Origin of the sequence: Nocardioides alpinus (genome assembly GCF_900112035.1) — a bacterium.
GTDB lineage: Bacteria > Actinomycetota > Actinomycetes > Propionibacteriales > Nocardioidaceae > Nocardioides > Nocardioides alpinus.
On sequence record NZ_FOKC01000005.1, the window covers coordinates 195,074 to 219,177 of the forward strand.

Genomic DNA, 24,104 nt, shown 5'->3' on the forward strand with positions numbered 1-24,104 from the left:
GGAGTGTGACTGCGGTCACGGCGTTTCGTCAATGGGCGTTTCCAATTGGAAAAATGAGGCCTTGACGGATGGCGTGTTAGCGCTAACACTCAGCCTGTGGTGCCCGTCACACCCGCGTGACGGCCCGGACCCTCGAGGACCCAGATGCCCATCACCCACCGCCGCCCGGCCGCTGCTCTCACCGCCGCCGCCCTGCTCGCCGCCGGCCTCGCCACGGCCACCGTCACCGCCGGACCGGCGGCAGCCGCCGACGAGCTGGTCTCGTGGAGCGACGCCTTCGACGGCACCGCGCTCGACGCGCGGTGGGAGGTCGTCAACCCCGACCCCGCCAACCTTGCGGTCGCCGACGGCGCCCTGCGGATCGCCGGCCAGCCCGGCGACACCTACCAGGCAGTCAACACGGCCAGGAACATCGTGGTCCTCGACGTCCCGGCGGGCGACTTCACCGCCACGGCCGACGTCTCGGCGGCCGTGGCGAAGGTCTACCAGGGCGCCGGCCTCATCGCCTGGCAGGACATGGACAACTACGTCCGCTCCGGCCTCACCTTCGTCGGCGGCCTGTCCCCGTCGGGCATCGCGGTCGAGACCGACGTCGAGAGCAACGCGACGTTCAGCGCCGTCAGCTTCGCCGACCGCCCGGCCTCCAGCGCCGAGCGGCTGCGCCTCGCGCGGGTCGGCGACACCCTGACCACGAGCTGGTGGGACGGCACGGCGTGGGTCACCGCCGGCACGACCAACGTCTCCTTCGACACCACCCAGGTCGGGGTCTACGCCCTCGCCGCCCAAGACGGCACCGTCCTCCCGGCGGCCTTCGACTCCTTCACCATCGAGCACGAGCCCGGCTCCGACGTCGCTCCGGCCGGCCCGTTCGTGCTGCAGGCCGACGGCGACGCGCCCTACCTCGTCGTCGACGGGAGCGCGCTGCGCCTCACCGGCGACCAGCCCACTGCGAGCCTGCGCCTGAGCGCCACCGACCTCGGTGACGGAGCCGTCGCGCTCGCCGCCGACGCCGGCCCGCTCGTGCTCCGAGACGGCGCGCTCGTGCTGGGCGCCGTCGACGACGAGCCGACCCCGATGCGGCTCACCGACGCCGGCGGCGGCAAGGTCGTGCTGCGGTCCGCCGCCGACCCCGAGACGTACGTCGTGCTGGGCGAGGGCGGCGCGCTCGTCGCGGGCGCCGAGGCCGACGCGGTCCGGTTCGTCCTGTCCGAGGTCGACGACGGCACGTCCACGCTGAGCATCGACGGCGACGGCACGGGTGCGTCGATCAGCGACGACATGTTCGGCATCTTCTACGAGGACATCAACTACGCCGCCGACGGCGGGCTCTACGCCGAGCTGGTCCGCAACCGGTCCTTCGAGTTCAACTCCTCCGACAACGGATCCTTCACCGGTCTCACCGCCTGGCAGGTCCTCGACCGCAGCGGCGCCGGCACCGCCGGCACCGTGGTCGACGACGACACGCGCCTCAACGCGATGAACCGCAACCACCTGCGCCTCACTGCGGCCGCGGCCGGCGACGGCGTGCGCAACATCGGCTGGAACAACGGCTTCGCGGTCAAGGCCGGAGCGACGTACGAGGGCTATGTCTGGGCCCGCAGCACCACCGCGCAGCAGCTCACCGTGCGCCTCGAGAACGCCGCCGGCGACGCCACCGTGGCCTCCGCGACCGTGGCGCTCGAGGGCAGCGACACGTGGAAGAAGTACCCCTTCACGCTGAGCCCTGCCACGACCACCGACGCCGGACGCCTCGCCGTCCTGGCCGGTGCGCCGTCGGTCATCGGCCTCGACATGGTCTCGGTCATGCCGACCGACCGCTGGGTCGGCCCGGTCAACGGCAAGTCGGTCCTGCGCAAGGACCTCGCCGAGAAGATCGAGGCGATGAACCCCGGCTTCCTCCGGTTCCCCGGTGGGTGCGTCACCAACGTCGGCACCTTCCGCACCTACGAGGAGAGCGGCTTCACCGACCGTCGCCGCACCTACCAGTGGAAGGAGACCATCGGTCCGGTCGAGGAGCGGCCCGCCAACTGGAACTTCTGGGGCTACAACCAGACCTACGGCATCGGCTACCTGGAGTACTTCGAGCTCGCCGAGGACCTCGGCGCCGAGCCCCTCCCGGTCGTCTCGGTCGGCGCCAACGGCTGTGGCGGTGCGGGCATCCCCGAGATGCACGACCCCGAGCTGATCGACCGCTGGGTCGACGACACCGTCGACCTCATCGAGTTCGCCAACGGCGGCACCGACACCGAGTGGGGCGCCAAGCGCGCCGCGCTCGGCCACCCCGAGCCGTTCGGGCTCGACATGATCGGCCTCGGCAACGAGGAGAACACCACGACGTTCGAGCAGAACTTCCCCGAGTTCCGCGACGCGATCGCGGCGAAGCATCCCGAGATCGCGATCATCTCCAACTCCGGCCCGGACTCCTCCGGCGCGCGCTTCGACACCCTCTGGGACTTCAACCGCGCGCAGGACGTCGACCTGGTCGACGAGCACTACTACCGCGACCCGCAGTGGTTCCTGGAGAACAACGCCCGCTACGACTCCTACGACCGCGAGGGCCCGCTGGTCTTCCTCGGTGAGTACGCCTCGCGCGGCAACACGATGTACAACGCGCTCGCCGAGGCGTCGTACATGACGGCCCTGCAGCGCAACGCCGACGTCGTGAAGCTCGCGTCGTACGCCCCTCTGCTGGCCAACGAGTCGCACATCCAGTGGAACCCCGATGCGATCTGGTTCGACAACGACGAGTCGTGGGAGACGCCCAACTGGGAGGTCCAGAAGCTCTTCGGCAACAACGTCGGCGACGAGGTCGTGCCCAGCACGTACGACGCCCCGGCCGACGCGGCCGAGGACATCAGCGGCGGCGTCTTCCTCTCGACGTGGGCGACCGCGGCGGCCTACGACAACGTCACGGTGACCTCCAACGAGGGCGGCGAGGTCCTGTTCTCCGACCAGTTCGCCGACGCCTCGCAGTGGGCACCGCAGACCGGCACGTGGGCGGTCGACGGCGGACGCTACGTCCAGTCGAGCACATCGGTCACCGACGCCCGCAGCGTCCCGGTCGGCGCCTACGACCAGGGCTGGAGCAACTACACGCTCGAGCTCGACGCCACCAAGACCGCCGGCTCCGAGGGCTTCCTCGTGGGCTTCGGCGCCACCGGCGCCAACAACTACTACTGGTGGAACATCGGCGGCTGGAACAACACCCGCTCGGTGCTGCAGCGCGCCAGCGGTGGCAGTGCGTCGGAGCTGAAGGCCCTCGAGAACACGAGCCTCACCACCGGCCAGACCTACCGGGTGAAGGTCGTCGTCGACGGCACGCACATCGAGCTCTACCTCGACGGCGTGCTGCAGATGGAGTACGACCAGCCCGCGCCGCCGGCCAGGCTCTACCAGGTCGTCACCCGCGACAAGAGGACCGGCGACCTCGTCGCCAAGGTGGTCAACACCTCGACGAGCCCCGCCCGCACGCAGGTCGACGTCTCCGACGCCGGCATCGAGGGCACCGCCACCGTCACCACGCTGAGCGGTGCGCCCGGGTCCACCAACACCAAGGCGGCGCCCGACACGATCAAGCCCCGCACCCGCGAGGTGACTGGTATCTCGGACTCCTTCGTCTACGAGTTCCCTGCCTCCTCGGTGACCTTCATCCGGATGCACACCACCGACGGCGTGGCCCCCGTGGTCGACGAGCTGAGGGTCATGGGCCAGGGCGTCAACGGCTGGTACGCCGATCCTGCGACGGTGCGGGTCACCGCGTCCGACGACCGGCGGGTCGCCGCGCTCGAGGTGTCCGTCGACGACGGCCCGTGGAAGCGCATCGAGGGCGCGACCGGCGACGTCACCGTCACCGGTGACGGCCTCCACACCGTGGAGGTCCGCGCCACCGACGCGGCCGGCAACGTCGGTGAGGTGCGGCCGCTCACGGTCGGCATCGACGCCACGGCACCGGTCACCCGCGCGACCTTCGACACCGCGGCCCGCACGGTGACCTTGACGGCGGCGGACGCCGGGGCCGGTGTGGAGAAGGCTGAGTACCGGCTGGCCGGCGGCCAGTGGACGACGTACGCCTCGCCCGTGCAGGTCGGCGACGCGGCGACCACCGTGGACTACCGCGCGGTCGACCGGCTCGGTCGCGTCGAGCAGGCCGGCACGCTGGACGTCCCGGCAGCAGGGACGCAGCAGGTGGCCACGAGCACGGCTGCCGTCACCTCTGCTGATCCGGTCAGCCTCGGCGGGCCGGCGCGCATCACCGTCACGGTGACGAGCCAGGGCGCCGCACCCACCGGCACGGTCACGCTGTCCGACGCCGGCGGCACGCTGGCCACCGGCACCCTCGCCGGGGGCAGGGCCGCGCTCGAGGTCGCCTCCACCGAGCTCGGTGTCGGCACCCACACGCTGACCGTCCGCTACGCCGGCGACGCGACCCGCGCCGCCTCGCAGGACACCGTCACGGTCGTGGTCACCCGGGCGTCGTCCACCACCCGGGCGAGCGTCACGCACCGCTCGCCGTCGGCCACGAAGGCCGTCGTCACCGTGCGGGTCAGGGCGGCCGTCGAGGCCACCGGAACCGTCCGGATCAAGGTGGGGACCGGGAAGAAGGCCAAGGTCCGCACGGTCACGCTCCGCGACGGCAGGGCGCGCATCGTCCTGCGCGGCCTGGCGCCGGGCAAGCACCGCATCACCGCGACGTACGCCGGCTCGCCGGACGTCGCGCGCTCGTCGGACAGCACCGTCCTGCGGGTCACGAAGGCCGGCCGATGAGCGGCGCGAGCACCACCCCGATCAAGGAGAAGTCGATGGAGAGCAGGACCCGGCAGTGGGGGCGCGCAGCGGTGCGCTCGTGGACGATCGGCGCCCTGGCGCTGGCCGCCTCGATGGGCGGTGTCGTCGCGGGAGTGGGGCCTGCGTCCGCGGTCGAGGGTGACCTCACCTCCGACCTGGTGGGCTGGTGGAAGCTCGACGAGACCTCCGGGACCGTCGCGGCCGACTCGTCGGGCAACGGTCGCAACGGCACCGTCGCCGGTGCCGCCACATGGAACGCCGGCGACGGCTTCACCTTCAGCGGCGGCGCCAGCAGCGGTGGCAACGCCATCACCCTGCCCGACAACCTGCTGTCCGGCCTGGAGGACGTCACCGTCGACTTCGACGTGTGGGTCGACCCGAGCCTGACCAGCGGCAACTGGTTCATCTACAACCTCGGCAACGCGGCGACCTACCCCAACGGCACGGGCTACCTCTTCACCACCAACGACAGCAACAACCGGCTCCGCTCGACCATCGCGGAGAACGGCTTCGCCACCGAGCAGAGCGCCTCGCGCGCCGGTCGCGTGCCGACGGGGCAGTGGCGCCACATCACCTACAGCATCGACGGCGGCACACCGGCCGCTCCGGGCACGGCCCGGGTGTACGAGGACGGGGTGCTGGTCGCGACCAACGCCAACCTCACCACCCACCCCGGGCTCATGGGCGAGCCCGACGGCACCACGACCCGCAACGTGCTGGGCCGCTCCGCCTATGCCGGCGACGCCTCCTTCAAGGGTCGGCTGCGCGACTTCCGGATCTACTCCCGGGCGCTGACCGGCGCCGAGGCCGCGGCCTCCGCCGCGGACACCAGCACCGCGGCGGCCGAGGCCGACACCGCTGCGCTCAGCCTCGGCGACACCAGCGCCGTCGTCGCCGACCTCACCCTCCCGGCGACCGGCACCCACGGCTCGACGATCACCTGGGCGACCAGCGCCGCGTCGGTCGTCACCGCGACCGGCGACGTCACGCGACCGGCGTACGGCGCCGCAGCGGGCACCGCGACACTGACCGCCACGATCACCCGCGGTGCGGTCGCGCGGACCAAGGACTTCGCGGTCACCGTGCTCCCCGAGGAGCAGTCCGACGAGGGCAAGGCCCAGGCCGCGGTCGCTGCGGTCGAGCTCGTGCACCCCGACGACGTACGCGGCAACCTGACCCTGCCCGCGACCGGCACCAGCCAGACGACGTTCGCGTGGTCCAGCAGCAACCCCGCCGTCGTCTCGAGCTCCGGCGTGGTCACCCGCCCGGCCCACGGCAGCGCGCCCGTCGACGTCGTGCTCACCGTGACCGGCACGCTCAACGGCGCCACGGCGACGCGGTCCGTCCCGGTCCGCGTGCAGCCGCTGCCGGCCGCCGCGGACTACGAGGCGTACGCCTTCGCCTACTTCGCCGGGGAGAGCACCGACGCCGGGGAGAGCATCTACTTCGGCGCCAGCCGCGGCAACGACCCGCTCGACTACGACGTGCTCAACGACGGCCAGCCCGTCCTGTCGTCGGACCTCGGGACCAAGGGCCTGCGCGACCCCTTCATCATCCGCTCTGCCGAGGGTGACCGCTTCTACCTGTTGGCGACCGACCTCAAGGCCTACCCGGCGGTCGACTTCGGCGAGGCGCAGGAGACCGGCAGCAAGTACCTCGAGGTCTGGGAGTCGACCGACCTCGTCAACTGGTCCGACCAGCGCCACATCAAGGTGTCCTCCGACTTCGCCGGCAACACGTGGGCACCGGAGGCGTTCTACGACGAGGAGGCAGGGGAGTACGTCGTCTACTGGGCGTCCGCGCTCTACCCGACCACCGACGTCGCGGGCCGCGACATCAACACGTCCTACCAGCGGATGATGTACGCCACGACGCGCGACTTTGTGACCTTCAGCGACCCGCAGCCGTGGATCGACGTCAGGCGTGGCACCGGCCGCGGCATGATCGACGCCACGATCGTCCAGGACGGCGACACCTACTTCCGCTTCGTCAAGGACGAGGCCGTGATGACGCCGCGGCAGGAGCGCTCGACCGACCTGCGCGCCCCCGTCACCGGCTCGCTGCCGACGACCACGTCGTCGCCGGGCTGGCAGCTCGTCAAGGAGCAGGTCGGCGTCGGCCAGCCCAACCCCTGGGGCGGCACCTACACCCAGGGCGAGGGCCCGACGGTCTTCCGCGACAACGAGGTCGAGGACCGCTGGTACATGTTCATCGACCAGCCGAGCTACCACGGTGGCCGCGGCTACCTCGCCTTCCGCACCGACGACATCGCCAGCGGCAACTGGCAGTCGGTGCCCACCGCCGACCTGCCCAGCAGCCCGCGCCACGGCACGGTGATCCCGGTGACGCAGGCCGAGCTCGACACCATGCGCGAGGCCTACCAGCCCGACCTCCTCATCGAGTCCGTCACCGACGCGACGGTCACGACCCGCGAGGGCACGGCGCCCGCGCTGCCCGCCACGGTGGCGGCCGAGATGGGCGACGGGACGACCGAGCAGGTGGCGGTCCGCTGGGACGCCGTGGACCCCGCGTCGTACGCCGCTCCCGGGACGTTCACCGTGACCGGCACCGTCGTCAACGGCTCGGCCGACCGTCCGGTCGCGACCGTCACGGTGACCGACGCCGCCGACCCCGTGGTGGCGCTGACCGCCGGCACGGCCGACGGTGACGAGGGCTGGTGGGTCACCGATCCGGTCCGGGCCACCGCCACCGCGACCGACGCCACCGGCGTCGAGTCGGTGTCAGTCTCGGTCGACGGCGCGCCCTGGGTCTCCACCTCCTCCGCGTCCGCCTCGGCGCTCGTGGGCGGCGACGGGACGCACACGGTCCGGGCCCGCGCGCTCGACACGACCGGCAACGCCTCGGGCGTCGAGTCGCTGGAGGTGCGGATCGACGCGAGCGACCCGGTCACCCGGGCGACGTACGACACCGACCGGATGGTCACCGTCCGCGCCGCTGATGCCACCTCGGGTCTGCGCAGGACGGAGTACCGCATCGGCAGCGGTGCCTGGACGACGTACGACGGTCCGTTCGCGGCAGGTGCGGCCAGGACGGTCGACTACCGGGCCGTGGACCGCGCGGGCAACGTCGAGGCGCCCAACACGCTGGCGCTGCCGGCGGTGGGTGGCGAGGTGGCGGTGACGTCGATCGCCGCCTCGGGCGCCGACGAGGCCCGCTTCGGCTCGTCCGTCCCGGTCTCGGTCCGGGTGGCCGGCACCAGGGGAGTCCCGGCCGGGACCGTCCGGGTCGTCAGCGGTGGCCGGCTGGTCGGTTCCGGGCAGCTCGTCGACGGGCGGGTGCGCCTCGCGGTGGACACGTCCGTCCTCGGCGTCGGGACGCACGACCTGCAGGTGAGGTACGACGGCAGCGCGGGCCACGCGCCGTCGACCACGTCGATCTCGCTCCGTGTGCTGAAGGTCGGATCGAGCACCACCGTGCGGGTCGTCCGGTCGAAGGGCGATCGCGCGACCGCGCGGGTCCGCGTCGTCACCGACCCGGCGAGCCAGTCGCCCGACCGGGTGCGGGCGACGGTGCTCCGCAACGGCAAGGTCCTGCGCTCGTCGTGGCTCGACCTGTCGGACGCCGGGCGTGCGCACTGGACGATCACGCCGAAGCGTCCCGGCGCCTACACCGTGCGCGTGGTGACCCTGGGTTCGGGGACCCACGCGCGCTCAGCGGACTCCGGCCGCTTCCGGGTCCGCTGAGGGACCGGTCTGCCGGGAGGTCGTGCGGGCCTCCCGGCAGACCGGACCCACCCCTCGCGCGTCGCGACGTCACCGACAGGATGAGGACATGACTGCTGACCGAGTCCTCGGACAGATGCCCGACGGGCGCGCCGTCCGGCTCCTGACGATCGGCGCGGCTCCCCGGCCGGTGGTGGAGGTGCTGGCGCTCGGCGCGACCGTGCACCGCCTCGAGGTGACCGGCGGCGACGGCGTGCGCCGCAACGTCGTCCTCGGCCACGCCGATGTCGACGAGCGGCTGACCAGCAGCGACTACATCGGCGGCACGATCGGGCGCTACGCCAACCGGATCGCCGGGGGACGCTTCACCCTCGACGGGCGCGAGGTCCGGGTCGGCACCCACGACCGCGGCAACAGCCTGCACGGTGGGCCGGAAGGGTTCGACGTACGACTCTGGGACGTCGTGTCGCACGACACCGACTCCGTCGAGCTGTCGCTCGTCAGCCCCGACGGCGACCAAGGCTTCCCCGGCGAGGTCCGGGTCACCGTGACCTATCGCGTCGAGGGCGACACCGTGGCCGTGACGATGACGGCCACGACCGACGCGACGACGGTGGTCAACCTGACCAACCACGCCTACCTCAACCTCGACGGCGAGGGTGCCGGCACGATCGACGCGCACCTGCTGACCGTCGACTCCGACGCCTACACACCCGTCGACGCGACCGGCATCCCGCTCGGCGACCACGCTCCGGTCGAGGGCACGCCCTTCGACTTCCGCTCGGCGGCCGCGATCGGGCCGGCGATCCGCACGGAGCACCCGCAGGTCGTGGACGCGCGCGGCGTCGACCACAACTACGTCGTACGCGGGACGGGGCTGCGCCGGCATGCAGTGCTCGCGTCGCCCGGCACCGGCACGCATCTCGAGCTGTGGAGCGACCAGCCCGGCGTGCAGGTCTACACCGGCAACTTCCTCGACGGCACCCGCCGCTCGACCACCGGCGCCCGCTACCGCCAGGGTGACGGCATCGCGCTCGAGCCGCAGCTCTTCCCCGACTCGCCGAACCGGCCGGAGTGGCCGTCCGCGGTCCTCGAGCCCGGGGACACCTACCGGTTCTGCCTGGAGTGGCGCTTCGGCCGCGCTGGCACAGTGGAGGCATGACCTCCTCCACTGTTGTCGTGACCGGAGCCAACGGACTCGTGGGCAGCCACGTCGTCGCCGCGCTGGCCGAGCGGGGGGCGACGGTGCGCGCCGTCGTACGCCGAGTCGGCACCGCGCCGAGCGCGCCGGGCGTCGAGGAGCACGTCGGCGACTTCGCCGACCCGGCCTTCGCCGACTCGGTGGTCGCGAACGCGGACGCGCTCGTGACGACCGTGCACCCGCTCGGGTCCGGGCGTGACGACCAGCGCCGTGTCGGGCTCGACGGCACGCTGGTGATCGCCGAGGCCGCCGTGGCCGCGGCGGTGCCGCTGCTGGTCCACGTGTCGACCGCCGCGGTCTACGACCGGAGCCCGGGCACCGGCGACGTCACCGAGAACTCCGACCTGGTCGCCGACGACGGCAACGACTACGCCGTGGTCAAGCGCGACGTCGACGCCGCGCTGGGCCGGCTGGCTGGTACGACCCGGGTGCTGCTGCGGCCGCCCGCGATCCTCGGCGCAGGTGACTCCTCGGTGTGGAACACCGTCCAGCCGGCGGTGATCGCCGAGGACGAGTCGCGGCGCCACGCGATCGCCGACCAGTCCTTCGCCTGGGTGCACGTCGACGACCTGGCCGCCATCGCCGCGGACGTCGCGACCGGGGCGATCGCCACCGCCAACGACGCGTCCGCCGGTCCGGTCGAGCACGGCTGCACCGCCGTCAACGTCGCTGCCGGCCCGGCCACGCAGCGCGACTACCTCGGCGCGGTCACCTCGGCGCTCGGCGTCGAGCCGACCTGGGACGACGGCGACGCCTGGACCGGGCGGATCAGCGCCGACCGCGCGCGCGGCTGGGGCTGGACGCCGCAGGTGTCGCTCGAGGATGCGCTCGCGGAGCTGGAGGCCGGCCTAAACCAAACCTCCGCTGGTTGAGGAAGTCGCGCTAGCGACTGTCACGAAACCCCTCAGCCGGGATCGGGGTCTCGCGACAGGCGCCAGGGCGCCTTCCTCGACCAACGGTGGGTCGGGCGCCTCCCTCGATCAACGGGCGATCGCTGGTTGAGGAAGTCGCGCTAGCGACTGTCGCGAAACCCCTCAGCCGGGATCGGGGTCTACCGCCGGATCATCCAGTCCTGCGGTCGCGGGAGCGGCTCGAAGCCCGCGCGCGCGTAGACGTCGTGGGCGTCGCGGGTCGCGAGGAGCACGCGCCCCAGGCCCAGCGGCTCCAGCTCGGTGAGGACTGCGTCCACCAGCCGCCCACCCAGGCCGCGACCGCGGTGGTCGCGGTCGACGTACACGTCGCAGAGCCATGCGAAGTTGGCGCGGTCGGTCACCACGCGGGCGTAGGCGACCTGCTGTCCGTCGGCGGCGAAGAGGCCGACGTTGACCGAGTTGCGGGCTGCCGTCTCGACATTGTCGCGGCTGCGGCCGAGCGCCCAGTAGGCGTCGGTGCTGAGCCATCCGTGGATCCGGTCGAGGTCCATCGCGTCGAGATCGGCGCGGATCACATAGCCGTCCGCGCCGCCGTCCGTCGTCATGCCGAAGATCCTTGCAGGGCGCCGACGTGCTTCCGGGACCACCTGTGCTCTACAGTGGAGGTGTTGAAGGGACGAACTCGTGTCGTCCTGGCCGCGCACCAAGCTGCGGCTCGTATCTCGTACTCCTGATTTCGGTTCGCTGGACATCAGTATGGATGGCTTCAGCGCCAGGGGCAGTTCGCCCCAGCACCGAACAAAGGAAAACATCATGGCTTCAGGCACCGTCAAGTGGTTCAACGCTGACAAGGGCTTCGGCTTCATCGCCCAGGATGGCGGCGGCGAGGACGTGTTCGTCCACTTCTCCGCGATCCAGTCCGGCGGCTACAAGTCGCTCGACGAGAACCAGAAGGTCGAGTTCGACCTGGCGCAGGGCCCCAAGGGTCCCCAGGCCGAGAACGTTCGCGTCTCCTGATTTTCACCACTGAGGGCCCCGACCGCTTCTGCGGTCGGGGCCCTCGTGCGTGGTGAACCTTGATGAGAGCGGCGACCGGAACGACTGGCTAGACCAGTCCGGGAGTCCTACAGTGTCGAGGTGAGCTCGGGCTGACGCACTCGTACGCCTCCGGATGGGCAGCATGATCACGACAGCCACGCACGCGACCGTCTTCTACGACGGTGCTCGGCAGTACGCCGACGAGGCGGGAGGCTTCCTCCGTGAGGGCCTCGAGCAGGGACACCGCGGCCTGGTCATGGCGCCGGCGCCCCGGATCGACCAGCTGAGGTCGGCGCTCGGTCGCGACGCCGACGAGGTGAGGTTCGTCGAGGACACCGTCGCCTACGCGCCGCAGTGGAACATCTACCGCACTCTCCTCGACTTCGCGGCCGACGCACCCGAGGTCCGCTCGTGCGTGGTCGCCGAGCAGCAGTTGCGGCACCGGACTCCTGCGGAGGTGCACGACTACCGCCGTCTCGAGGCGGCCATCAACCTCGTCTTCGCCGACCACGACGTCGACGTGCTGTGCCCCTACGACGCGGGCTCGCTGCCGGCGCACCTGCTCGAGATCGCCCTGCACAGCCACGAGTCGCTGCGCACCGACGGCCTGTCGTCACGCAACACCGGCTACGGCGATCCGACCGGCATGCTGGCCGGGCTCGCCACCGTCACGGCTGCGCCGGCCCGCGCCACGACCCTCGTATGCGCCTCTCCTGCCGACGTGTCGAGCGCCCGCCGGCTGGTCCACTCCCTCGGCGAGGAGGCGGGTCTCGCTGTCGACGTGGTGGACGACGTGGCCCTGGCGGTCACCGAGGTGCTGACCAACGCGCTCCTCCACGGCGAGCCGCCGACGCTCCTCCACGTCTATGACGAGGGGGACACCTGGGTCTGCCACGTGCACGACGGCGGCCACCTCCCGATCGACCCGCTCACCGGGCTGCTCCCGCCGGAAGAGCCGTCGGACCACGGCTACGGCCTGTGGCTCGCGCGGCAGCTCTGCACTGCCGTCGACGTCGGCGCCGACGCGTCCGGCACGCACGTCCGGCTGCACACGCGTACGCACGCCCGGACGTGACGCCACCTCACGCAGTGAGGTCGTGAGGAGAATGTGACGGTGCTGCCACCGCAGCAGCAGGTCGCCCGTCACAGTCCGCGACGACCCTCCTCGGTATGACCACGCAGACCCCCACCCGACGCACCCGCCGCTGGATCGAGGACTGGCGCCCCGAGGACGCCGAGTTCTGGGAGACCACCGGCCGCGACGTCGCCCGCCGCAACCTCGTCTGGTCGATCTTCGCCGAGCACGTCGGCTTCTCGGTCTGGCTGATCTGGAGCGTCTCCTCGGCGTTCCTGCTGGCGCAGGGCTTCGAGTTCACGCCGCAGCAGCTCTTCCTCCTGGTGGCCCTGCCCAACCTGGTCGGCTCGCTGCTGCGGTTGCCGTACACGTTCGCGGTGCCGAAGTTCGGCGGTCGCAACTGGACCATCGTCAGCGGACTGATGCTGCTGATCCCGACGCTGCTCTTCGCCTACGCCGTCCAGAACCCCACGACGCCCTACTGGGTCTTCTGCGTGATCGCGGCGACCGCAGGCGTCGGCGGTGGCAACTTCGCCTCGTCGATGGCCAACATCAACTTCTTCTACCCCTCCGACCGCAAGGGCGCCGCGCTCGGGCTCAACGCGGCCGGCGGCAACCTCGGCGTCTCGCTGATCCAGCTGCTGCTGCCGATCATGGTCGGCGGTGCCGGGATCTTCGGCCTCGTCCAGGCCTCCGGCACCGGCATCCACCTCGAGCGGGCGGCGTACGTCTATGCCGGTCTCGCGCTGCTCGCCAGCGCCGCCGCGTGGCTCTGGATGGACAACCTCGCAACCGTGACCTCCTCGCCGCGCGAGCAGCTGCAGGTCGTCAAGCAGCGGCAGACCTGGCTGCTGTCGGTGCTCTACATCGGGACGTTCGGCTCGTTCATCGGCTACTCGGCCGCGATGCCGCTGCTGATCAAGATCAACTTCTGGGTGCCCGAGCCGGCACCGCTCGGCACCGGCATCTACTTCGCGTTCTACGCCTTCCTCGGCGCCGGCGTCGGCTCGCTGACCCGCCCCTTCGGTGGTTGGCTGGCGGACAAGTACGGCGGTGCGCGGGTGACGCTCGGCGCCTTCGTCGCGATGACGGTCTTCACCCTCGGGGTGCTGTGGACCGTCGGCCAGCTCACGCCGAACCCGACCGCCGACCCCGCGATCGCGTCGCAGAATGCCGGCTGGTTCCCGCTCTTCCTCGGCTTCTTCCTCTGCATCTTCGCCGCGACCGGCATCGGCAACGGCTCGGTCTACAAGATGATCCCCTCGCTCTGGAAGGCCAAGGCGGAACGCTCGACCACGCCGGGCACACCGGAGCGGGCGGCCGCGCTGACCACCGCCACGCGGCAGTCGTCGTCCGCGCTCGGGGTGATCGGAGCCGTGGGTGCGATGGGCGGCTTCCTCGTCCCGCTCGCCTTCTCCGCGCCGTGGGTGGCCGACCCGCTGTCGTCGACCAAGGGCGCGTTCGCGGTCTTCGCGGCCTACTACGTGATGTGCGGGATCATGACGTGGGCGCTCTACCTGCGCCGACCGGTGCGGGCCCACGGGCTCGCCGCCGCCGAGATCTGATCCCCACGAGATCTGAAGGCCTGATGACGACCACCCACTGCCCCTACTGCTCGCTGCAGTGCGGCATGCGGCTCACCGGCCGGCGCACGCCCGAGGTCTCGGCCTGGGAGGAGTTCCCGGTCAACCGGGGCGCGCTGTGTCGCAAGGGCTGGTCGGCGGCCGGTCTCTACGGCAGCCGCGAGCGGCTCACCTCACCCCTCGTCCGGGACCGGGCGACGGGGGAGTGGATGGCGGTGACGTGGGACGACGCGCTCGACCGCGTCGCTGCGGGCATCCGCGCCGCGCAGGCCGAGAAGGGCCCGGACGGCGTCGCCGTCTTCGGCGGTGGCGGACTCACCAACGAGAAGGCCTACTCCCTCGGGAAGTTCGCCCGCGTCGCGCTCGGCACCTCGCAGATCGACTACAACGGCCGGTGGTGCATGTCGTCGGCTGCGTCGGCCGGCATCCGCGCCTTCGGCCTCGACCGCGGCCTGCCCTTCCCGCTCGCCGACGTCGAGGAGGCCGATGTCCTCGTCCTCGTCGGCTCCAACCTCGCCGAGACCATGCCGCCGGCTGCCCGCCACCTCGACCGGCTGCGGGCCCGTGGCGGCCGGGTCGTCGTCATCGACCCGCGGCGTACGCCCACCGGCGACCGCGCCGACCTGGTGCTGCAGCCCGTGCCCGGCACCGACCTCGCCCTCGCGCTCGGGGTGCTGCACCTGCTGGTGGCGTCGGGCGCGGTCGACGAGGACTACCTCGCCGCGCGCACCACGGGCTGGGCCGACGTACGCGACTCCGTCGCTGCGTGGTGGCCCGAGCGGGTCGAGCGGGTGACCGGGATCGAGGCGTCGGAGGTGCGGGCGCTGGCCGCGATGGTGGGTGGTCCCGAGGCTCGCTCCGCTCGCACCCCGACCACACCCAGCGAGCGGCCCAAGGTCATGGTCCTCACCGCTCGCGGCGCCGAGCAGCACTCCACCGGCTCCGACACCGTCCTGGCCTGGATCAACGTCGCCCTCGCGCTCGGCATGGTCGGCGAGCGGGGCGGCGGATACGGCTGCCTCACCGGGCAGGGCAACGGCCAGGGCGGCCGCGAGCACGGGCAGAAGGCCGACCAGCTGCCCGGCTACCGGCGGATCGACGACCCCGCCGCCCGCGCCCACGTCGCGGGGGTATGGGGGGTCGAGCCCGACTCGCTGCCCGGCCCCGGGCGCTCGGCGTACGAGCTGCTCGACGCCTGCGGCACCGACGACGGTCCCTCCGCGATGCTGGTCCTCGGCTCCAACATCGTGGTCAGCGCGCCCAACGCCACCCAGGTCACCCGACGGCTCGAGGCGCTCGACCTGCTGGTGGTCTGCGACGTCGTGATGTCGGAGACCGCGGCGATCGCGGACGTCGTGCTGCCGGTGACGCAGTGGGCCGAGGAGACCGGCACGATGACCAACCTCGAGGGGCGGGTGATCCTGCGGCAGAAGGCGATCACGCCCCCGTCCGGGGTGCGCTCGGACCTCGACGTGATTGCCGGACTGGCCGCGCGCCTCGCCTCGCCGGTGGAGTTCGCGACGGACCCGGAGGAGGTCTTCACCGAGCTGGGCCGGGCGTCGGAGGGTGGACCGGCCGACTACTCGACGATCACCTATGACCGGATCCGCGACGAGGGCGGCGTCTTCTGGGGCGGCGAGCGGCTCTTCGGCTCGACCTTCGCGCACCCCGACGGTCGTGCACGCATGTACGCCGTGGAGCACCGTGGAGCGGCCGAGGTCCCGGACGATGACTACCCGATCCACCTCACGACCGGACGGGTGCTCGCGCAGTACCAGTCCGGCGCCCAGACCCGCCGCGTCCGCGCGCTGCCGGACGACGGCCCGTTCGTCGAGCTGCACCCGTCGCTCGCCGGTCGCCTCGGCGTGGTGACGGGGGACCAGGTGCGGATCTCCACGCGGCGGGGGTCGATGACCGCGCCGGCACGGGTGGTGACGACGATCCGCCCCGACACCGTCTTCGTCCCGTTCCACTGGGTCGGCACCAACCGGCTGACCAACGACGCCCTCGACCCCGCCTCGAAGATGCCGGAGTTCAAGGTCTGCGCGGCGTCCCTCGTCCACGTGCCGTTGGTCGAGCAGGCGCCGCTGCCGGCTGAGCACGTGCCGCCGCTGGTCGAGCACGTGCCGCCGCTGGTTGAGCAGCGAGGAGCGCCAGCGACGAGCGTGTCGAAACCGAGGCTCCCCGCATGACCGACCACGTCGTCATCGTCGGCGGCGGCATGGCGTCGGTCCGCCTCTGCGAACAGCTCGCCGGCGCCGACGTACGCCTCACCGTCCTGGCCGACGAACCCCACGCCCCCTACAACCGCATCCTGCTCTCCGCCGTCCTCGAGGGCACCTACTCCGCCGACGCCCTGACCTTGCGGTCGCCCGCGTGGTTCGGGGCGCAGGGGATCGACCTGCGACTCGGCGCCCGTGTCCTCGAGATCGATCGGGAGGCGCGCGAGGTGGTGCTGGTCGACGGGGAACGGGTGGGCTACGACCGGCTCGTCCTGGCGACCGGATCGATCCCCACCCTCCCGCCGATCCGCGGGCTCGTGCGCCGTGACGGCGCCCTCCACCCGAAGGTCCACGCCTTCCGCAGCCTCGAGGACTGCACGCGCCTGGACGCATCGGTGTCGGCGCTGGTCGAGTCACCCCGCGCCGTCGTCATCGGCGGCGGCCTCCTCGGCCTCCAGGTCGCCCGCGCCCTGTCGGTCCGCGGCGTGCTCACCGAGGTCGTCGAGGGCGCCGACCACCTCCTCGCCAGCCAGGTCGGGCCCGCAGGCGGCAGCGTCCTGGCCCGTGACCTCCGCCGCCTCGGCACCGACGTCTACACCGGCGCCCGGGCGATCCGGATGACCGACGACGGCGTCCAGCTCGACAACGGCGCGCTGCTGCCGACCGATCTCGTCGTCCTCACCGCGGGTGGTCGTCCGTCGACCGCGCTCGCCCGGCGTGCGGAGCTGATGGTCGGCCGCGGGATCGTCGTCGACGCCTCGCTGACCAGCGTCACCGACGAGCGCATCCACGCGATCGGCGACTGCGCCGAGCACCGCCGTCGTACGACCGGCTTCGTCCCGCCTGCCTGGGAGCAGGCCGAGGTCCTGGCACGGGTGCTGCGCGCGGAGGAGGCGACGTACGACGGCCTCCGCAGCGTCGCGCGCCTCCGCGCGACCGGCCTCGACGTCGCCGTGCTCGGCGATCCCCGGACCGCTGAGGGCGAGGTCGTCGAGGTGACGAACCCGATCGCCGGCTCGCACCGGCGCCTCGTCGTCCACGGCGGCCGGATCGTCGCGGCGGCGCTGGTCGGTGACCTGTCGCGGGTCGGTCTGATCACCCAGCTCTACGACCGCGGCACGATCCTCGGACCGGACGAGCCCGGCCAGCTCCTGCTCCCCGAGGCCGACGACGCTCCGGCGCCCCTGCCCGACGAGGCCGAGGTGTGCGCGTGCGCGGGCGTCAGCGCGGGGGAGGTCCGGGCCTGCGGATCGGTGGCGCAGTGCGTCGACCGGACCCGCGCGACCACGGGCTGCGGCGGGTGCGCGGACGTCGTACGCCGCCTGGTGGGCGAGAGCGGCCGAGCACCCGTCCCCGTCGGCTGAGGTCAGGCGCTCGCGGGTCAGCGCTGAGGCTTGCGCGGCCCCTGGACAGCGGCCACGGCGACCTGGACCACACCGGCGCTGAGCATGCCCAGCACCTGCGCCAGCGAGCGGACGTACATGGGGGTGGGCATGGTGGTCTCCCAGGGTGAGGGCACCCGTCCGGGGTGCGACATACCGGCGGTACCCCGAATGGTCGAGAGCATGCGCCTCAGGCCGCGATCACGACCAGGGCGAGCGCGGGGAGCGCCGCCGAGGCCACCGTCCCCATGGCGCTGCCACCACGAGGCAGCCAGAGGCCGAGCAGGTCGGCCACGCCCATGGCCAGCCCCGCGAGCAGCATGTAGAGGCAGCACACGACCACAACCGTGACCCCGGTCGACTCGTCGCCGTGGTTGACCATCCAGAGACCGACCAGCGTTCCGACGCCTGCGAGCGCGTTGCGGGCGCCGATGCAGAACGACCACAGGTGGACGTGGGCGATGCCGTGGGCCTCGATGTGGAGGAAGCGCTGTACCCACGGCCGGTCGATGAGGAACGCCTCGAGCGGGAAGACGGCGATCAGGATGATGGCGGAGAGGCCGGCGCTGAGCTGGGCAACGGTGTCCATCTCAGACCACCGCGCGCGCTTCGATCAAGGAGATGGTCGAGATCGTCGGCACGACGCGGGTGGTCCGGAAGCCGGCCCGGTCGAGCAGCGCGTCGTACTCGTCCTCGGTCCGCTCGCGTCCGCCGACGAACACCAGCATGTCGAGGTCGAGGGACTTCGCGAAGTGCGGCTCGTCCCCGGACGGCACGATGCTCTCCATCAGCAGCAGCGTGGCGGTGTCGGGCATCTGCCGGCACACCGTGCTCAGGATGGCGACGGCCCGGTCGTCGTCGAAGTCGTGCACCACACGGCGCAGGACGTAGAGGTCGCCGTCGTCCGGCACGGTGTCGAAGAACGACCCGGCCTCCAGCCGGCACCGTCCGAGGACGCCGGCGCGCCGGACGTGCTCCTCGGCCTCCTCCATGACGGAGGCCTGCTCGAACAGCACCCCTGTGGCGTCGGGAGCGACCTTGAGCATCCGGGTCAGGAGCTGTCCGTGCCCACCGCCGAGGTCGACGATCGTGGCGAAGGACGTGAAGTCGTAGGCTGCCGCGACCGCCGGCCAGTCGAGCGCGGACAAGCGCGTCATCGCGTCGTTGAAGATCCCGGCGAACTCCCGGTCCTGCTCGACGTAGTCCCACATCGGCACGCCGAGAGCCGCCTCGGCTCCGGGGCGGCCGCTGGTGACCGACTGGGTCAGCTGCCCCCACACGGCCTGGTAGCGCGGGTCGCCGATCATCAGGACGACCGCGCGCATCGAGCCGTCGGTGTCGGTACGGAGCGTCGCGCCAAGCGACGTCAGCGCGAAGCGCCCGGCGCCGTCCTCGCGGAAGAGGCCAAGCGCGGCCGCGGCCCGGAGCAGGCGGTGGGTCGCGTCGGGGCTGGTGCCGAGCTCATCGGCGACCTCCCTCGGCGATCTTGCCCCGGGTGCCAGCGCGTCGGCGATGCCGAGGCGGGCGACGGCGTGGACGGTGTGTGTCGCGAAGCATCCGGAGGTGAGCTCGAGGATGCCGACCTCGGGCGGCACCATGCGGCGGGTGAGGGACTGCAGCGCCGTACGGACGGAGGTTGCGGCGCGGACGACGCGCACGGGTGGGAGTCGGGTCATGGCTGCCCCTATGATCGTCAGGGATGCTGACCATAATGGTCAGCACTGCTGACTACGTCAAGGGGAGCGATGGACCTCGCCACGCTCATGTTCGTGTCCTACCGCGCGATGGACGAGCGGGTGGTGCGGGTCATCCGCGACGCGGGGTACGACGTCACGCCGGCGCAGGCGCGGATCGCCCAGCGGATCGCCGACGACGGCTCGCGGCTGACCGACCTTGCCCAGAGCGCGCAGGTGACCAAGCAGACCGCGAGCCTGCTGGTGGCGGCGCTGGAGCGCGAGGGGATCGTCGAGCGCGTGCCCGACCCGGAGGACGGTCGGGCTCGGCTGATCCGGCTGACGGAGCGGGGCCGGGCCGCGTCGGTAGCGGCGATGGAGGTCGTGATGGGGGTGGAGAAGGAGTGGGCCGAGCACCTCGGCCCGGAGCTCACGAGAGACCTGCGCGAGGCGCTGGTCCGTCTGCGAGAGGTCACGGATCCGTACGCCTGATCGGCTGGCGACGCGGCGAGGGGCGGCCCTATCGTGGCCGCGTATCCGTCGAGGCTGCTCGGAGGTGAGGAAGCCATGGCCCGCCACCTGCCGCTGCCTGCGCCGCGACCAGTGGTCCAGAGCCTGCGCACGGCGGACACGGCCCGCACCAGCATCCAGAGGCTGTCCCACCGCAGGATGCGGGTCGCCATCGACCACCGGCCGCTGGCCGGAATCACGCCGCAGATGCTGCTCTGGTGGTTTCGCCACATCGGCGACGACCTGGTCTACGCAGGGGAGACGATGTCCGCCTATCTGGCCTGGCATCCCCTCGACCACATCCGGTGGGAGCTGGCCCGTCCGGCGCCGGGCGGAGGTGCCGGTGAAGGCGCCCGCTACCGCATCGTCGAGGCCTTCGGTCGTGACGACGATTTCTACGTCGACTCCGTCGAGCGGGTGGAGAAGCTCGACGAGACCGGGATACGGCTCGTGCGTCGTGTCGCGGGGGCGCAGGTCTTCCAGCTCGAGCACACCTGGTCCGCGGGCGTGGAGGGCACCCACTACGTCAGCGTGATGGACCTCGGCGCCCGCACCCGTGCGGCCACCGCGCTCAACCTCTACCTGACCTCGCACGTCTTCCCGGTTGCCATGGCAGAGGCATGGGTGCGGCACAACGTCGAGGAGGTCGGTGTCCTCGAGCACCTCCTGCCCGAGGTGTTCCGGCAGCGCCCGGACGAGGCCCCCGCGGCGGCGCCGTAGCCAGCAGTCGGGCTACTCGTTGGTAGGGGTGACTGTCGTCACCCGAGAGGCCCCCGCCATGCACCGACTCATCGCAGCCGCCGTCGTCAGCGCCGTCACGGCCGCCACCCTCCCGTTCCTCGTCTCGCCGGCCGCCGCGGCCGACGTCACCACGACGGACGGATGCCTCCAGAGCGTCCCGGACCCGGGCACGACCGCGCCGGTCGACATCTGCTTCACGCTCTTCCGTCCGGCAGGTGCGACGCAGGGCAGCCCGGTGCCGATGGTGCTGCACAGCCACGGATGGGGCGGCAGCCGTACGACCGACCCCGCGTCGTTCTCCTACCTCACCGATGCCGGCTTCGGCGTGCTGAGCTTCGACCAGCGGGGGTTCGGCGAGAGCGGCGGCCAGGCCTACATCGAGAACCCCGACATCGAGGGCAAGGACGTCCAGAGGATCGTCGACCTCGTCGCCGCGCAGCCGTGGGTGACGAAGCAGAAGCCCGGCGACCCGGTGCTCGGCGCGATCGGTGGTTCGTACGGCGGTGGCTACCAGTTCGTCGGCGCCTTCAGCGAGCTGCGCGACACGGGCACGACGCGCTTCGACGCGCTGGTCCCCGAGATCACCTGGTGGAGCCTCAACGAGAGCCTGCTGCCGCAGGGCGTCCCGCGCACCGAGTGGGCCACCGCGCTGATCGCCGCCGGGCTGCCGACCGACGCGCTGCCGCCGATCGTGCTGCGCGGCTTCGCCGAGACGACGGCCACGGGCAACGTGCCGGGCTACCTCCACGACTTCCTCGACAAGAACGGGCCCGAGTGGCACGTGCGCAACGGACGCCGGCTCGACATCCCGGTGCTCTTCGGCCAGGGCGAGACCGACAACCTCTTCCCGCTCGACCAGGGTCTGAAGAACTTCAGCCGTGCGCTGACCGACAGGGCGCGCGCGAAGAGCATCTTCGTCGGCTACAACGGTGGTCACACGCTGCCCTCGCTGCTCCCGGCAGGCGGCAACCTCGACATCCCGCTGGTCACCCAGGACGCCTGCTCGCCGACGCTGGGCAGCCCCTCCTTCGCCGATCTCGGACTCCGCTTCCTCCAGCAGAACCTCCAGGGCAAGAAGTCCGGCCTCACCGGCTTCGGCAAGCACCACCTGACCACCGCCGCCGGCGACCGCTGCGTCACCGTGCCGTCGGTCGCGCCCACCACGGACGTACGCCTCGGCGACGTCGTCAGCACCGTCGGTGTGGGCGCCCCGGTCGCCTACCCCGTCGCGCAGGGGCCGCTCACGATCGCCGGCTCACCGACCCTCGACGGCACCATCACGACCCTCGGCCTCGACAATCGCGCGTTCCTCGCGCTGTCGGTCGGCACCAGCCCGGTCGACGCGAAGATCGTGCAGAACAACATGCTGCCGATCCGCGAGAACGGCATCGCGATCAACAAGCCGCGCACCGGCGTCGCGCTGCCGTCGGTCGCGGTCGACGTACCTGCCGGGCAGACGCTCTTCCTGACGGTGTCGCCGGTCTCGGACATGTACGCCGGCTTCGGCAGCCGGGTCGTGGGCGCGATGAAGCTCAAGGGCGTGGTGCTGCACCTGCCGGTGACGACGAGCTGAACGACCGGTCCGGCCGGCTAGAAGTCGGGCGTGCCGCGCAGCCGGCGCGGCCTGCCGTCGGGGTCGTAGAGCCGGCGGTAGGCCGGGGCCGCCCACCGGGCCGTACGTCGTGACACCTCGGGCGGCTCGTGCACGCCGATACGGCTGCCGGGTGCGCCGACGCGCTCGCGCCACAGGTCCAGCGCACCGTCGACGTCAGCCAGCCGCGGGTCGTCCTCCGGCAGCCCGAGGTGCTCGGCCCACAGGCCCGTGCGGAGGGTGCGCGGCAGCTCTCCGTCGAGATCGACGACCGCGCAGGTGAGCTCGGAGTCGTGGGTCCACGAGCGCAGGTTGAGGTTGTCGGAGCCGATGGTCATCCACTCGTCGTCGACGATGCAGACCTTGGCGTGGACGTAGACGGGCGTGCCCTGCGCGTTCTCCAGGTCGTACATGACGAAGCGCTCACCGCCCGCCGCGCGCAGGCTGTCCCACGCGAGGCGCTGGCCGTACTGGATGGGCGGTCCGCCGATCCGGCCGTCCGACTCGGGGTAGCGCGGCACGACGGCGATGACGCATAGGCCGGGCTCGCGGCGCAGCGCGTCGGCGAGCGTGGTGGCCACGACGTCGGACCAGAAGTACTGGTCCTCGACGTAGACCAGTCGCCGCGCCCGGCTGAACGCCCGCGAGTAGCCGCGCGCGATGGAGCGCTCGCCGTCGGGCGCGAACGGGTAGCGCGGGCGCTTGAAGGGGTACGTCCGCAGGATCTGCACCTGGTGGCGCCCGGCTTCCGGTGGCGGGTCCCAGCGCTCGGGCAGCGCCTCCGGGTGGCGCGGCATCCGCGCGACCCGGTGGGCCACGGCGCGGTAGGGGTTGCGGTGGTCGAGGGGCGTGGGGTCGTCCCACCGCTCGGTGAAGGTGTCGAGCACGTGCGCGACCGCCGGGCCGCGGATCTCCGCCATCGCGTCGTGCCACGGCGGGGCATCGCCGTAGCGGTCGTCCAGCGGCGCCACCTGGGGGTCGCCGGCGTGCTCGGCGTCGTCGCGCCGGCTGTAGCAGAGGTCGATCCCGCCGACGAAGGCCACATCGTCCTCGGGCCGCCCCTGGTGGCGTACGACGAGCAGCTTCTGGTGGTGCGAGCCGCCGTACTTCACCCGCTCGTCGAGCAGCGCCTCGCCGCCGCACTCGTTGATGATCCGGCCGAGGTGACCGTTCTCCTCGCCGTTGAGCTGGCCCGGGTGCGAGCGCCACATGAGCGCGCGGACCTCGACGTCACGGGCGGCGGCCGCGCGCAGCAGCTCCGCGACGGTGGGTCCGTCCTCGGTCAGCCGTTCGTCGGCGTCGCCGCGCCAGTCGGTGAAGAAGATCCGGTCGCCGGCCTCGGTCGCGCCGACCAGCTCCACGAGCCGCGCGAAGTAGGCCGCGCCGTGCACCCGCGGGACGACGAGGTTGCCCGAGGTCCACGGACGCTCGCTCTCGGGCAGGAACCAGTCGCTCACCTGCTCAGGGTGGCACCAGTCGGGGGCCGCGTCGACGATGTGCCACCCTCAGGGAGTGGGTGTCCCGGTCCGTGCAGCGACCCGTCCTGACGCCCGTGCACCATCCCCTGCTGCGGTCGGAGCTGGTCGGCCATCCCGGGTTGGCGACCATGGAGGTCCTGCGGGTGCCCGCCGGCAGCAACCCGTCCTTCGTCTCGCGCATGCAGCTGCAGGTGCTGGTCGAGCTGTGCCCGGAGCTGGGCGACGCCTGGCCGCGGTGAGGTCGTGCCACCCAGTTTTCCTCCCTGAAAC

The 24,104-nt window shown here is 72.0% G+C and carries 17 protein-coding genes; 13 read left to right on the forward strand and 4 right to left on the reverse strand.

The features are described 5' to 3' along the window. Positions 1-144: 144 nt before the first annotated feature. The 4 genes from BM127_RS12415 to BM127_RS12430 all read left to right on the forward strand — a co-directional run bounded on the left by BM127_RS12415 (position 145) and on the right by BM127_RS12430 (position 10,541). Positions 145-4,764 (forward strand): alpha-L-arabinofuranosidase C-terminal domain-containing protein, encoded by a 4,620-nt coding sequence (locus BM127_RS12415; protein ID WP_091198984.1) that lies wholly within the window; start codon positions 145-147, stop codon positions 4,762-4,764. Then, a complete protein-coding gene (locus BM127_RS12420; protein WP_091198985.1) occupies positions 4,761-8,489 on the forward strand; it encodes an immunoglobulin-like domain-containing protein in 3,729 nt (1,242 codons plus the stop codon). Before BM127_RS12415 ends, BM127_RS12420 begins: the two co-directional genes overlap by 4 nt. An 88-nt stretch (positions 8,490-8,577) precedes the next feature. Further along, on the forward strand, positions 8,578-9,630 hold the full coding sequence (locus BM127_RS12425) for an aldose epimerase family protein (RefSeq protein ID WP_091198986.1): 1,053 nt from the start codon (positions 8,578-8,580) through the stop codon (positions 9,628-9,630). Continuing rightward, complete coding sequence (locus tag BM127_RS12430) at positions 9,627-10,541, forward strand: NAD-dependent epimerase/dehydratase family protein (RefSeq protein WP_091198987.1); 915 nt, start codon at positions 9,627-9,629, stop codon at positions 10,539-10,541. The genes BM127_RS12425 and BM127_RS12430 overlap by 4 nt, the downstream gene beginning before the upstream one ends. 179 nt (positions 10,542-10,720) lie before the next feature. Here the strand turns inward: BM127_RS12430 and BM127_RS12435 are convergent, their stop codons facing one another. Further along, complete coding sequence (locus tag BM127_RS12435; protein ID WP_091198988.1) at positions 10,721-11,146, reverse strand: GNAT family N-acetyltransferase; 426 nt, start codon at positions 11,144-11,146, stop codon at positions 10,721-10,723. Positions 11,147-11,354: 208 nt separating this feature from the next. Between BM127_RS12435 and BM127_RS12440 the strand changes: the two genes are divergently transcribed. The 5 genes from BM127_RS12440 (at position 11,355) to BM127_RS12460 (ending at position 17,823) form a co-directional block, all read left to right on the forward strand. Continuing rightward, a complete protein-coding gene (locus tag BM127_RS12440; RefSeq protein WP_091198989.1) occupies positions 11,355-11,558 on the forward strand; it encodes a cold-shock protein in 204 nt (67 codons plus the stop codon). 163 nt (positions 11,559-11,721) lie between these two features. Further along, entirely contained in the window at positions 11,722-12,654 is a 933-nt protein-coding gene (locus BM127_RS12445) for a sensor histidine kinase (protein ID WP_175507390.1), read from the forward strand. A 95-nt stretch (positions 12,655-12,749) separates the two neighbouring features. Further along, on the forward strand, positions 12,750-14,219 hold the full coding sequence (locus BM127_RS12450) for an MFS transporter (RefSeq protein WP_091198991.1): 1,470 nt from the start codon (positions 12,750-12,752) through the stop codon (positions 14,217-14,219). Positions 14,220-14,242: 23 nt separating this feature from the next. Further along, entirely contained in the window at positions 14,243-16,429 is a 2,187-nt protein-coding gene (locus BM127_RS12455) for a molybdopterin oxidoreductase family protein (RefSeq protein ID WP_091198992.1), read from the forward strand. Further along, positions 16,426-17,823, forward strand: a complete 1,398-nt coding sequence (locus BM127_RS12460) for an FAD-dependent oxidoreductase (RefSeq protein ID WP_091198993.1) — start codon at positions 16,426-16,428, stop codon at positions 17,821-17,823. The genes BM127_RS12455 and BM127_RS12460 overlap by 4 nt, the downstream gene beginning before the upstream one ends. Positions 17,824-18,031: 208 nt before the next feature. On the opposite strand, the gene BM127_RS12465 is transcribed toward BM127_RS12460, so the two are convergent. Both BM127_RS12465 and BM127_RS12470 read right to left on the reverse strand, forming a co-directional pair. Then, a complete protein-coding gene (locus BM127_RS12465; protein WP_091198994.1) occupies positions 18,032-18,430 on the reverse strand; it encodes a DUF1304 family protein in 399 nt (132 codons plus the stop codon). A 1-nt stretch (position 18,431) separates the two neighbouring features. Beyond that, positions 18,432-19,517, reverse strand: coding sequence for a methyltransferase (locus tag BM127_RS12470; protein ID WP_091198995.1), 1,086 nt, complete (start codon positions 19,515-19,517; stop codon positions 18,432-18,434). Positions 19,518-19,586: 69 nt separating this feature from the next. Here BM127_RS12470 and BM127_RS12475 point away from each other — a divergent pair, with 69 nt between their 5' ends. The 3 genes from BM127_RS12475 (at position 19,587) to BM127_RS12485 (ending at position 22,338) form a co-directional block, all read left to right on the forward strand. Next, positions 19,587-20,006 carry a MarR family winged helix-turn-helix transcriptional regulator gene (locus tag BM127_RS12475; protein WP_091198996.1) on the forward strand — a complete coding sequence of 140 codons (420 nt, stop codon included), beginning with the start codon at positions 19,587-19,589 and terminating at the stop codon, positions 20,004-20,006. A 75-nt stretch (positions 20,007-20,081) separates the two neighbouring features. After that, on the forward strand, positions 20,082-20,744 hold the full coding sequence (locus BM127_RS12480) for a hypothetical protein (protein WP_091198997.1): 663 nt from the start codon (positions 20,082-20,084) through the stop codon (positions 20,742-20,744). 58 nt (positions 20,745-20,802) lie between these two features. Further along, a complete protein-coding gene (locus BM127_RS12485) occupies positions 20,803-22,338 on the forward strand; it encodes an alpha/beta hydrolase family protein (RefSeq protein WP_091198998.1) in 1,536 nt (511 codons plus the stop codon). Between the two features lie 17 nt (positions 22,339-22,355). Here the strand turns inward: BM127_RS12485 and BM127_RS12490 are convergent, their stop codons facing one another. After that, positions 22,356-23,813: a phospholipase D family protein gene (locus tag BM127_RS12490; protein WP_091198999.1), complete on the reverse strand. Its 1,458-nt coding sequence runs from the start codon at positions 23,811-23,813 to the stop codon at positions 22,356-22,358. Positions 23,814-23,884: 71 nt separating this feature from the next. Between BM127_RS12490 and BM127_RS12495 the strand changes: the two genes are divergently transcribed. Further along, positions 23,885-24,073: a hypothetical protein gene (locus tag BM127_RS12495; RefSeq protein WP_091199000.1), complete on the forward strand. Its 189-nt coding sequence runs from the start codon at positions 23,885-23,887 to the stop codon at positions 24,071-24,073. Positions 24,074-24,104: the final 31 nt, after the last annotated feature.